8 protein-coding genes are annotated in these 10384 nt (G+C 63.1%); all 8 read right to left on the reverse strand.

Going from position 1 to position 10384, the window contains the following annotated elements:
* Positions 1-2: 2 nt before the first annotated feature.
* Complete coding sequence (locus tag J0O65_RS18065; protein ID WP_215408665.1) at positions 3-2057, reverse strand: esterase-like activity of phytase family protein; 2055 nt, start codon at positions 2055-2057, stop codon at positions 3-5.
* Positions 2058-2128: 71 nt separating this feature from the next.
* Positions 2129-3055: a helix-turn-helix domain-containing protein gene (locus J0O65_RS18070; RefSeq protein ID WP_215408666.1), complete on the reverse strand. Its 927-nt coding sequence runs from the start codon at positions 3053-3055 to the stop codon at positions 2129-2131.
* A gap of 56 nt (positions 3056-3111) precedes the next feature.
* Positions 3112-4017, reverse strand: a complete 906-nt coding sequence (locus J0O65_RS18075) for a helix-turn-helix domain-containing protein (RefSeq protein ID WP_215408667.1) — start codon at positions 4015-4017, stop codon at positions 3112-3114.
* 15 nt (positions 4018-4032) lie between these two features.
* On the reverse strand, positions 4033-5508 hold the full coding sequence (locus tag J0O65_RS18080; RefSeq protein WP_215408668.1) for a mannitol dehydrogenase family protein: 1476 nt from the start codon (positions 5506-5508) through the stop codon (positions 4033-4035).
* Positions 5508-6557 (reverse strand): ABC transporter ATP-binding protein, encoded by a 1050-nt coding sequence (locus tag J0O65_RS18085; protein WP_215408669.1) that lies wholly within the window; start codon positions 6555-6557, stop codon positions 5508-5510. The genes J0O65_RS18080 and J0O65_RS18085 overlap by 1 nt, the downstream gene beginning before the upstream one ends.
* Before the next feature lie 149 nt (positions 6558-6706).
* On the reverse strand, positions 6707-7525 hold the full coding sequence (locus tag J0O65_RS18090) for a carbohydrate ABC transporter permease (RefSeq protein ID WP_215408670.1): 819 nt from the start codon (positions 7523-7525) through the stop codon (positions 6707-6709).
* Between the two features lie 10 nt (positions 7526-7535).
* On the reverse strand, positions 7536-8396 hold the full coding sequence (locus J0O65_RS18095) for a carbohydrate ABC transporter permease (RefSeq protein ID WP_215408671.1): 861 nt from the start codon (positions 8394-8396) through the stop codon (positions 7536-7538).
* Positions 8397-8636: 240 nt separating this feature from the next.
* Positions 8637-9947 carry an ABC transporter substrate-binding protein gene (locus tag J0O65_RS18100; protein WP_215408672.1) on the reverse strand — a complete coding sequence of 437 codons (1311 nt, stop codon included), beginning with the start codon at positions 9945-9947 and terminating at the stop codon, positions 8637-8639.
* Positions 9948-10384: the final 437 nt, after the last annotated feature.

Consider the following 10384-nt stretch of genomic DNA (forward strand, 5'->3'; position numbering starts at 1 on the left):
CATCAATACGTATTGAGCGCCTTGGAGAACTTCACGATCCACAAGCGGCTAGGACGCTCGCGGTCGTCGCCGCGCGCCACGCGGATGGTGTTGGCCGCGTTGCAGCCGGCGGCGCTGCTCGTGACGATGGCGCCGTTGGCGTCGACCGTGCACTTGGTGACGTCGGCGCCATCGACTTCCACGCCGTTCGCGTCAAAGATCTTGGTTTTCAGGCCGAAGTCGTTGTCGTTGGCCAGCGCGATGGTGGAGTCGTCGATCAGGGTCAAGCCTTCCGCCTTTTCCGCCGCCCAGCCGATGGCGTTCAAGTCCAGCAGCAGGGTTTTCTTCAGCGGCGTGACGGCAGTCCAGTCGGCGCCATTGACGGCCACGCCGCCCATGCTGCTCTTTTCCAGGTCCGAGGTCGTCGCATTGAAGGCGGCGGCCGCGATATCGGTGGCGCCCTTCAATTCAACCAGCATCAGTTTATTGAGTACCTTGCCCGACGGCGCGGCGCCCTGCTCGATGACGAGGAACTTGCCGCCGCCCAGCGCCACCATGTCGCCCAGCTTGGCGTTGCCCGTGCGGCCATCCTGGTAATCGGCCGCGTTCAGCGGATACGCGTACATCTTGCCGCTGGTGCCCGTCGTCGGGTCGAATTCGATCCAGCGCGTGAAGCGAGCGAAGCGCTCGACCTGTTCATTCTTCTTCGTCACCGTGTATGGCGCCGTGCCGTCGGACAGGGGGCTTTGCAGGAAGGCGTACAGCTTGTCGTTGCTCGTGTCGAGGGTCATGCCTTCCATGCCGCGGTTCGCGCGGCGCTTGGCGAACAGCGCCGGCAAGCCCTTGCCCGGCTCGTACTTGGCCTGAATGATGCCGGTGGCCGCATCGATCTTGACGATGAACGGGCCGTATTCGTCGGAGACCCACAGCGCATTGCGCTTGGCGTCGACGACGATGGCTTCCGAATCGAGGCCGCCCGCGTTGAAGACGGCCTTGCCGGTCGCGTCGAACTTCATCGCATCCATGACGGGAATCTCGGCCGAGTTGCCGACCGCGCCCACGGGCACGGGCAAGCCCGAGCTGTTGACCGTGGCCGACACCTTGATCGGCGTGCTGGACGACAGCACGGCGCCGTTCTTGCCCACCGTGATGACGCCGAACGAGGGCGTGAAGCTCGGCGACGGGAAGATCTTGCTGCCGATCGTGCCCTTGCCCGAAGGGTCGGGCACCAGCGGGCCGTCGCCGTTCGGGCCGCGGTCCGTCAAGCCATAGAATTCCAGGTCGCCCGCCGCGTTCTTGCCTTTATACGCCAGGCCCGAGCCGTACGACGGCAGGAAGCCGGTCGGAAATTCACCCTTGATCTTGGCGTTGGCGCCTTCGTACGGCACGTAGAATTTGTCGGCCGCCTGGATCTGGTAGCGCGTCACGGTCACTTTTACTTCGCCGACCGGATTGGCTTGCGTCAGCGCTTCGTTGACGGGCGCGCCCGCTTTCGAGGCCAGGGTATCTTCAAAATGCTCGCGCACCAGGGCGCGACGCTCCGCATCGACCGTGCGGCCGGCGAATTTCGCGCCCACCGTGGCCAGATGCGCGGCCAGCGCCGCGTTGAAGACGGCCGGGGCGGCGGCGAAGTCCAGGGTCTTGCCGGCCAGCGCAGCCTTCACTTCGGCCGTCAGCCTGATGCCGTTCGAGGGATCGCTGTCATCGTCGAGCAGTTGCAGCGCCAGCAGGCGGTTGACGACCTTGTCGTCCGCCACGTTCGTGCTGGCGGCCAGCGCCAGCGGGGTGACGACGGCGCCGCATGGCGCCGAACCCAGGGCCAGGCCGCCCACGCTGAAGGCCACCGTGTCGCCCGGGTTGCACATGAATTCGCCCTTGGCATTGGTGCTGGCCTTGGCCGCGCCGCCGGCCACGTAATCGAGTCCTTCCACCGCGCCGTCGAGGAATACGCCCGTCTGCGCCACGGGCTTGGAAGGCTCCGTCGGCGGATTATCGCTGCCGCCGCAGGCGGCCAGGGCCAGGCCGGCGGCGATGGCCAGCAGGGTCAGTTTCGGGGTGGACGTTACGGCAGTCTTCATGCATTCCTCGGCTAGGGTGGGGTTGAAGCCGTGGAGGATAACTGTTCAAAGTGACAAGCCCATGACAGGCGTCACGGCGGTGGCGTATCCACAACAGGTCCGCCGATGCCGCCGAAGCGGCCATCGGCCTGGCGCCGGAATTCCTTGGGCGTGACGCCCTTCACCTGCAAAAAACGGCGGTTGAAGTTGGCCACGTTCTGGAAGCCCACGTCGTAGCAGACGTTGGAGACGTATTGGTCCGTATCCATCAGCAGCTGGCATGCCTTGTTGATGCGCAGCCGGCTGATGAAATCCGTAAAACTGTTGCCCGTCGCCTTGCGGAAGAAGCGCGAGAATTTACTCAGCGACATGCCCACCTGCTCGGCCAGCATTTCCGCCGAAATCGGCTCGCGATAATTGTCCGTGATGTAGTTGAGGACGGAATTGACCTTGGCCAGAGTGGCGTCATCGTCGTACGAACGCAGCGAGGCGCTCGACAGCAAACGGTAGTTGGCCGTGCGCGCCAGTTTGCTCATCAGCTGGACGAATTCGGCGAAGCGCTCGGCACCGTGCGTGGCGCGGATGCGCGCCAGGTGCCCCTCGGCCTCATGGCCCATGTCGAAAAACTCCACCCCATAGCTGGAGCGCTCGAGCAGCGGCAGCAGTTCGCGCAATTCCGGGATGACGCGTGCGGCGCCGGCCAGCGGCGCGTGGGCGAACTGCACGATCATGTCGCGCAGGGCCACGCCACCTTCCGGCATCACGTTGGAAATCCAGTTGTGCGGCAGGCGCGGGCCCGTCAGCACCAGGTGGCCGGGCGAGAACTCGCCGATATAGTCGCCCACGAACAAGCGCCCGCTGGTGGCGACGATCAGGTGCAGCTCGTATTCTTCATGGCAGTGCCAGCGCACGCGCGAGCTGGGATAGCCGTGTTCCAGGTAATTGATGATGCCATCGTAGCTTTCGCGTTCCAGTTCGGGCGCCTTGCGCTCGCCGTCTTTCTGCCGCAGGTGTTCCATGCTCGTCTCTCCCAGGCTGTCCCCGCCCGTGCCATCGAATGTACCTTAAAAAAGCCTCAGGCGCCAAAACGGCCCAGCGCCTGCTGGCGAAACTCCTTCGGCGTCATGCCCTTCAATTCCAGGAAGCGCCGGTTGAAATTGGCCACGTTGTTGAATCCCGCCTCGTAGCAGATGTTGCTCACGTACCGCTCCGTCTCCATCAGCAACTGGCACGCCTTGTTGATGCGCAGGCGGTTGACGAAGTCCGTGAAGCTGTTGCCCGTGGCGTGGCGAAAGAAGCGCGAGAAGGTCCGCTCGGGCATGTCCACCTGCTCGGCCAGCTGTTTCAGCGAAAACTGGCTGCTGTAATTGTGCACGATGAAGTTGATGGCGGAACTGATGCGCGCCAGCGCCACGTCGTCGTCGCTCGACTGCATGGGCACCGTCGACAGCAGCTGGTAGTCGCTGGTCTGCGCCAGCTCCGCCAGCAAGGTGAGAAATTCGATGAAGCGCGGCAGGCCGCTGCTGTCGCGGATGCGCAGGAAGCGCCGCAGCGACTGTTCGCTGACGCCGAAAAATTCCACGCCATGCAGGGCGCGCCGCAGCAGCGGGAAAATATCCTTCAATTCGGGAATGGCCGCGGCCATCGACGCCAGCGGCGCATGGCCAAACTGAATCACCATGTCGCGCAAGGCCACACCTTCCGGCGGCGTGTCGAGCGAGACCCAGTTGTGTGGCACGCGCGGTCCCGTCAGCACCAGGTGGCCCGGCGTGAACTGGCCGATGTAGTCGCCGACGAACACCTTGCCGCTCGTCTCGACGATCAGGTGCAGTTCGTACTCGTCGTGATAATGCCAGCGCACCAGCGCATTCGGATAGCCATGCTCCAGGTAGCGGATGAAGCCGAAACTGCCTTTCGGCTCGAAGCCGGGCGTGGCGTCGCGCTGCTGTTCCAGCTCCATCTGCGGCAAGGAGGTTGGCATGGCGCACCCTCCCCGTCAGGCCACGCTCTGTTCCAGCGCCGCGCGCGCGCCCAGCCCATACAGGCTGGCCAGCGCCTGCCGCACCGCCTGCGTGAACGCTGGCGTGTCGCTCAAGTCGCCGAACAGTTCGCGCAAGGACAGCAGCGCCGTGGCGTCCGCACCGCCCTGCAGCGCCAGCGCCCGCAGGCGCGCCCCGTACGGATCGTTCAAGGGCATCTCGCGCCCCTGCTCGTCGTGGCCTTCCAGGTAGCGGAACCAGCACGCCACGGTAAACGCCAGCAGCGTGATGGCGCCACCCCGGGCCAGCGCTTCGCGCACGGATGGCAGCACGAATTTCGGAATGCGCGCCGAGCCTTCCGTGCCGATGCGCGCCAGCTGGTCGCGCACGGCCGGATTCGAAAAGCGCTCGATCAGCGTATCCTTGTACTGCGCCAGGTCGATGCCTTGCACCGCATCGAGCAGCGGCGTGACCTCGTCATCCATCATGCGCCGCACCAGCCGGCGGATGCCGGGGTCACCCATCGCTTCATGCGCAAACGTGTAACCGAGCTGCATGCCGATGTAGCACAGGGCCTGGTGGCTGGCATTCAAGAGGCGCAGCTTCATCTTTTCATACGGCAGCACGTCGTGCGTCATCTGCGCGCCCACCTTTTCCCAGGCCGGCCGGCCCTGCGGGAATTCGTCCTCGATGACCCACTGGCGGAACGGTTCGCACACGACGGGCCAGGCGTCAACGATGCCAAAACTGTCGCGCACGAGGGCCCGGTGTTCATCGCTGGTGGCCGGCGTGATGCGGTCGACCATGCTGTTGGGGAAGCTGCCATGCGTGGCCAGCCAGCGCGCCAGGTCCACGTCGCGCAGGGCGACAAAGGCCAGCAGCATCTTGCGCGTCACGTCGCCATTGTTTTGCAGGTTATCGCAGGACATGATGGTAAACGGCGCCAGGCCCCGCTGGCGGCGCAGGGCCAGCGCCGCGGCCAGGTAGCCGAACGAGCAGCGCGGCGCCTCGGGGTGTGCCAGTTCATGCACGATGTCGGGGTGTCGCGCGTCGAATTCGCCCGTGCCCTGGTTGACGTAGTAGCCACCCTCGGTGATGGTCAGCGCGACGATGCGCGTGCCCGGGTCGGCCAGCTTTTCCAGCACGGCTTGCGGCTCGTCGGGCGCATACAGGTATGCGCCGACGCTGCCGATGATGCGCGCCGAGTCGCCGGCCGCGCTGCGCTCGACCACCGTGTACAAGCCATCCTGCGCCCGCATGGCGTCGCGCATGGCCGCGTCAATCGCCAGCAAGCCCACGCCGCAATAGCCCCATTGTTGATTGCCGGGCAAGGCCAGCAAATCGTCGAGGTAGACGGCCTGGTGGGCGCGAAAAAAACCGCCTACGCCGATATGCACGATGCCGGGTTCGAGCGCCTCGCGCGCATACGCGGGCACGGCCACGTTCCCCGCGAGCTTGGCCAAGTTCGCCTGGTTCAATGCGATGGCGTCCATTACAGCGCTCCTTTCGCCGCCGCACAGGTCTTGCCGGCGCGGTCAAAATAGTGGACGAAGCCCGGCTCGAACGTCAGGTGCGTCTGCTGGCCCGGCTGCAGGCTGCTGCGCTCGGCGCCGCGCGATACCACCTGCACGTTGTTCGGCAGGCGCACATAGGTCAGCGTCTCCACGCCCAGGGATTCGACCAGGTCGACGGTGACGGGCACGCTGCCCGGCTGCGCCGCGCCCAGGTGCACGTGTTCGGGGCGGATGCCGACAAAACCATCGGCCTGCGCCGCGCTGCCCGCCTGCGCCAGCAGCTGCGGCGCCGCATCGGCCGGCACCACGTTCATGCTGGGCGTGCCGATGAATTGCGCGACGAAGCGGTTGGCGGGATGGTCGTACAGTTCCAGGGGCGAGCCATGTTGTTCGATCTGCCCGTCGCGCAGCACCACCACGCGGTCGGCCAGGGTCATCGCCTCGACCTGGTCGTGCGTCACATAGATCGTCGTGGCGCCCAGTTCGCGGTGCAGCTTGGCGATCTCGATGCGCGTCTGCACGCGCAGGGCCGCGTCGAGGTTGGACAGCGGTTCGTCGAACAGGAACACCTTCGGGTCGCGCACGATGGCGCGGCCGATGGCCACCCGCTGGCGCTGGCCGCCCGACAGTTCCTTCGGCGTGCGTTCCAGGTATTTACCCAGGTCGAGGATGGCGGCCGCCTTGTCGACTTTCTCGCGGATGATGGCCGGATCGACGCCGGCCAGTTTCAGGGCGAACGACATGTTCTGGAACACCGTCATGTGCGGATACAGCGCGTACGACTGGAACACCATCGCCAGGTCGCGCCTGGACGATGGCAGGTTGGTGATGTCGCGCCCGTCGAGCGACAGCTTGCCGCCGTCGATCGGTTCCAGGCCGGCGATCAGGCGCAGCAGGGTGGATTTGCCGCAACCGGACGGTCCCACGAAGACGACGAACTCGCCCTGTTGGATCTCCAGGTCGATGCCCTTGATGGCGCGGTGTTCGCCAAAGAATTTCTCAATATTGCTCAGTTGAAGGTAAGCCATGATTTTTCTCAATTCTGATTTGTTTTTCGATGCTTTCAGAAACCGTAGCGAGCGGTTCAAGTTCGGTTTGAGTAGCGGAGCTGTGCGGATGCACAGTGAGCAACGGAGAGCCGAAATTGGGCCGCGCAGTAGGTTTATGGAGGCATCGATTATTTGACGGCGCCGAAAGTCATCCCCTGGACTAACTGCTTCTGGCAGAACCAGCCCAGCGCCATGATGGGCGCGATCGCCATCAGCGATGCGGCCGACAATTTGGCCCAGAACAGGCCTTCCGGGCTCGAATACGAGGCGATGAGCCAGGCCAGGGTGCCCGCGTTGGAGGCGCCCAGGTTCAGCGACCAGAACGATTCATTCCACGACCACACCATGCACACGAGGGCCGTGGAGGCGATGCCGCCCACGGACAGGGGCAGCACGACGTGGCGGAATTCATCCCACACGGTGGCGCCATCCATGCGCGAGGCTTCCAGGATTTCGCGCGGCAGTTCCTTCATGCTGGTGTACAGCAGCCAGATCATGATGGGCAGGTTCATCAACATGAACATGATGGTCAGGCCGATGCGCGTGTCGAGCAGGCCGAAATACTGGTAGCAGATATAGATGGGCATCAGGGCGCCCACGCCGGGCATGTAGCGCGAGCTGAGCATGAATTTCAGCAAGCCGATGGTGCCGCCCGTGGGAAAGAAGGCCATCGAATAGGCGGCCGGGATGGCGATCAGCAGGCCGATGGCGGTGGAGACCACGCTGGTAAACAGCGAATTCCACGCGTAGCCGAAGTAATTGTCGCGCGCCAGCACTTCGCGGAAGCTGTCGAAGGTGGGCGCGAAGAACAGCAGCGGCGGCGTGGAAATGGCTTGCCCTTCCGTCTTGAAGGCCATCAGGCCCAGCCAAAAGATGGGAAAGAACAGCAGCAGCGCGCAGAGCCAGGCGGCGGCCGTGCGGCTATAGAGATGAAGTTTGCTATGCATCAAGGTCTCCTTATTTCGACAGGTTCTTGCCGATGACGCGCATCAGGAAGAAGGCGGCGATGTTGGCGATGAGCACGGCGAACAGGGCGCCGGCCGAGGCCGCTCCCACGTCATACGACAGCAGTGCCTGCTGATAGATCATGAAGGTGATGGTGGTCGTGTCGAAGCCGGGACCGCCGCCCGTGGTGGTAAAGATTTCCGCAAAGATCGACAGCAAAAAGATCATCTCGATCATCAGCACCACCGAGACGGCGCGGCCCAGGTGGGGAATGTAGAGGTAGCGCAACTGCTGCAGATAGGTGGCGCCATCCATGCGCGCCGCTTCCAGCTGTTCCCGGTCCATCGATTGCAGGGCCGTCATGAAGATCAGGCAGGCGAATGGCAGCCATTGCCACGAGACCATCATGATGATGGAAAACAGGGGGTGGGCCGACAGCCAGTCGACGGGCGTGGCGCCAAAGAACAGGCTGATCTGCGCGAACAGGCCGTAGATCGGATTGAGCAGCATGTTTTTCCACATCAGGGCATTGACGGCCGGCATGACGAGGAAGGGCGAAATCAAGAGCACGCGCACGACGGCGCGCCCCGGGAACGCTTCATTGATCAGCAAGCCCAGCGCCGTACCCAGCACCACCGTGACCAGCATGACGGAAAACAGCAGGGTAAACGTGTTCTGCAAGGCCGGCAGGAACGAGGCATCGGTAAAGAAGAAGTGGAAATTGGCCAAGCCATGGAAAGGATGGCCGCTCGGATCGAGCATGGAATAGCGCACGAACGCGTAATACAGGGTGATCAGCAGCGGGATCACGGAAATGACGGAGACGGCAAGCACGGCCGGCGTCAGCAAAGTCCGGGGGATAATGCGTTTCATAGGATTCTCTTGGGACGTGAGGTGAGTGATCTAGCGCAATAGCAAGGCCAGTCACATCACCTGTGTTACAAACCAAACAGCACAGCAAAGATGCCTGACAAAACCGTAGCGAGCGGCAGTGAGGCTCGGCGCCCCCTTGTGCCCGAGAAGCGCAGCCGTACTTTAGTACGGGGGCGCCGAGCCGGTGAGCATCGCCGGCCGCAAAGCGCGACGCGCAGTAGGTTTGGTCAGGCTATCCTCTTACTTGTAATAGCCGCCTTTGCGCATTTCTCTTTCCGCCGTCTGCTGCGACAATTCCAGCGCCTGCTCCACCGTCACCTTGCCCAACAGCGCAGCCGCCATTTGCTGGCCGGCCGCCACGCCGATCACCTGGAATTCGGGAATCGATGCGAATTGCACGCCCACGTACGGCGACGGCGGCAAGGTGCTTTGCACGGCGCGCGTGGTGGCCAGGGCCTTGCCTTCGGCGGCGGCAAATTTCGCCACTTTCTGGAACTCGGGGCTCGCATACGTCGACTTGCGCGTGCCCGTCGGTACGTTGGCCCAGCTCGTTTCCTTGGCCACCAGTTTCACGTAGTCGGGCGATGTGGCCCAGTTGATGAAGCGTTGCGCCTCATTCGGGTGCTTCGAGCTCGACGGGATGGCCAGCGACCATATCCACAGCCAGTTGGCGCCCCGCTCCGTCCCCCCCACCGGCGACTGGGCAAACGCCACCTTGTCGGCCACCTTGCTTTGCTTGGGGTCGGTGATGAAGGAGGCGGCGATCGTCGCGTCGATCCAGATGCCGCACTTGCCCTGGTTGAACAGCGCCAGGTTTTCATTGAAGCTGTTGGCGGCCGCGCCCGGCGGGCCGTATTTCTTCATCAGGTCGACATACATATTGACCGCGTCTTTCCACGGCTTGCTGGTAAATTGCGGCTTCCATTGCATGTCGAACAACTGGCCGCCATAGGAATTGGCCATGGTGGTGATCAGCGCCATGTTGTCGCCCCAGCCCGGCTTGCCGCGCAGGCAGATGCCATACACGCCGTTGGCCGGATCGTGCAGCTTGGCCGCCACGTCGCGCAGCTGGTTCCAGGAAGGACGGTCCTCGATCGTCACGCCCGCTTTTTTCACCAGGTCGCTGCGGTACATGATCATCGAGCTTTCGCCGTAGAACGGCGACGCGTACAGCTTGCCATCGCCGGACAGGCCTTCGCGTATGGCCGGCAGCAAGTCGTCGATATCGTATCTGGCGTCCGGCTTGATGGGAATCAGCCAGTTTTTCTTGCCCCAGATGGGCGTTTCATACAGGCCGATGGTCATCACGTCGAACTGGCCCCCCTTGGTGGCGATATCGGTGGTCATGCGCTGGCGCAAGACGCCTTCTTCCAGGGTCACCCATTTGAGCTTGATGTCGGGATTGGCTTGCTCGAAGAACTTGCCGAGCTTTTGCATTTCGATCATGTGGCCGTTGTTGACGGTGGCGATGACCAGGTCGGTGGCGGAAAAAGCGGGCGAGCTGAAGCAAAAGGCGCCGGCGCACAGCGCGGCAATGGCGGAACGTTTCATTGTGTGTCTCCAGTGTTTTTGTCGTTGGTCATGCCGGATTACTTGGCACCACGACCACAATGTAGCACCGGACTTTGATACTTTCTGATACTCCAAAACCGCAATTCGATACTCTTTTGCAAGCCAGCTATGCACCAGAGTATCGATATGTGGCAAAAACAACACTCTGAAAGAAAGTATCGGCACTTGCACGTTTTGTATCAGGGTGGTTAAAAAAGCGCTGCTAGACTTGGTTTTCGGCATTAGACCGTGTGCGGTGACAGTCCCCCGGGGCGCCACCGCTACCACCTACATCTTTCTGGAGACCGCATGAATCGCACTGCACTGAAAACCTTGCCTGCCCTGCTCCTGGCCATCGCCAGCGCTTCCGCCATGGCCGACCCCATGTACCCATCCGACGCCGAAGGCTTCCACGGCTACCTGCGCGCCGGCGCCGG

This window comes from Janthinobacterium sp. JC611 (assembly GCF_018682595.1).
GTDB lineage: Bacteria > Pseudomonadota > Gammaproteobacteria > Burkholderiales > Burkholderiaceae_D > Janthinobacterium.

Coding starts and splice junctions, on each gene's coding strand:
- J0O65_RS18090 (WP_215408670.1), bottom strand. CDS start 7,525: ATGCATAGCAAACTTCATCTCTATAGCCGCACGGCCGCCGCCTGGCTC.
- J0O65_RS18100 (WP_215408672.1), bottom strand. CDS start 9,947: ATGAAACGTTCCGCCATTGCCGCGCTGTGCGCCGGCGCCTTTTGCTTC.
- J0O65_RS18085 (WP_215408669.1), bottom strand. CDS start 6,557: ATGGCTTACCTTCAACTGAGCAATATTGAGAAATTCTTTGGCGAACAC.
- J0O65_RS18070 (WP_215408666.1), bottom strand. CDS start 3,055: ATGGAACACCTGCGGCAGAAAGACGGCGAGCGCAAGGCGCCCGAACTG.
- J0O65_RS18065 (WP_215408665.1), bottom strand. CDS start 2,057: ATGAAGACTGCCGTAACGTCCACCCCGAAACTGACCCTGCTGGCCATC.
- J0O65_RS18095 (WP_215408671.1), bottom strand. CDS start 8,396: ATGAAACGCATTATCCCCCGGACTTTGCTGACGCCGGCCGTGCTTGCC.
- J0O65_RS18075 (WP_215408667.1), bottom strand. CDS start 4,017: ATGCCAACCTCCTTGCCGCAGATGGAGCTGGAACAGCAGCGCGACGCC.
- J0O65_RS18080 (WP_215408668.1), bottom strand. CDS start 5,508: ATGGACGCCATCGCATTGAACCAGGCGAACTTGGCCAAGCTCGCGGGG.